This window comes from Allobosea sp. ASV33, assembly GCF_016428755.1.
Taxonomy (GTDB): Bacteria; Pseudomonadota; Alphaproteobacteria; order Rhizobiales; family Beijerinckiaceae; genus Allobosea.
This window is the reverse complement of the sequence record NZ_JAELTI010000387.1, coordinates 1-283: the sequence shown is the minus strand read 5'-3', so window position 1 is coordinate 283 and position 283 is coordinate 1. Positions and strand designations below refer to the sequence as shown.

Genomic DNA, 283 nt, shown 5'->3' with positions numbered 1-283 from the left:
GCGCACCATGGCGGTCAGGGTCAGGCAGATGGTCCGGCGGCCGAGCGTCAGCCGCACCGGCTGGCCGCCGAGCGGCTGGTGCTCGCCCTGGACGCGCTCCATGACGCGGCCGAGCATGTCCTTGGCCGAGCAACCCGGAAAGGCGGCGCGGAAATCCTCCTGCGCCTCGCCGAAGAAGCGCAGCAGCGCCTTGCTGACATAGACGACGCGCCCGGCGGGATCGCAGAGCATGACGCTGGCGCGGCCGTGATCGAGCGCGGCGCGCAGCCTTTCGGCTTCCTGG

1 protein-coding gene is annotated in these 283 nt (G+C 72.1%); it reads right to left on the bottom strand.

Annotation, left to right across the window (positions count from 1 at the left end):
- On the bottom strand, window positions 1–283 hold a 283-nt coding region (locus JHD80_RS28340; RefSeq protein WP_199094004.1), incomplete at both ends, for a PAS domain-containing protein.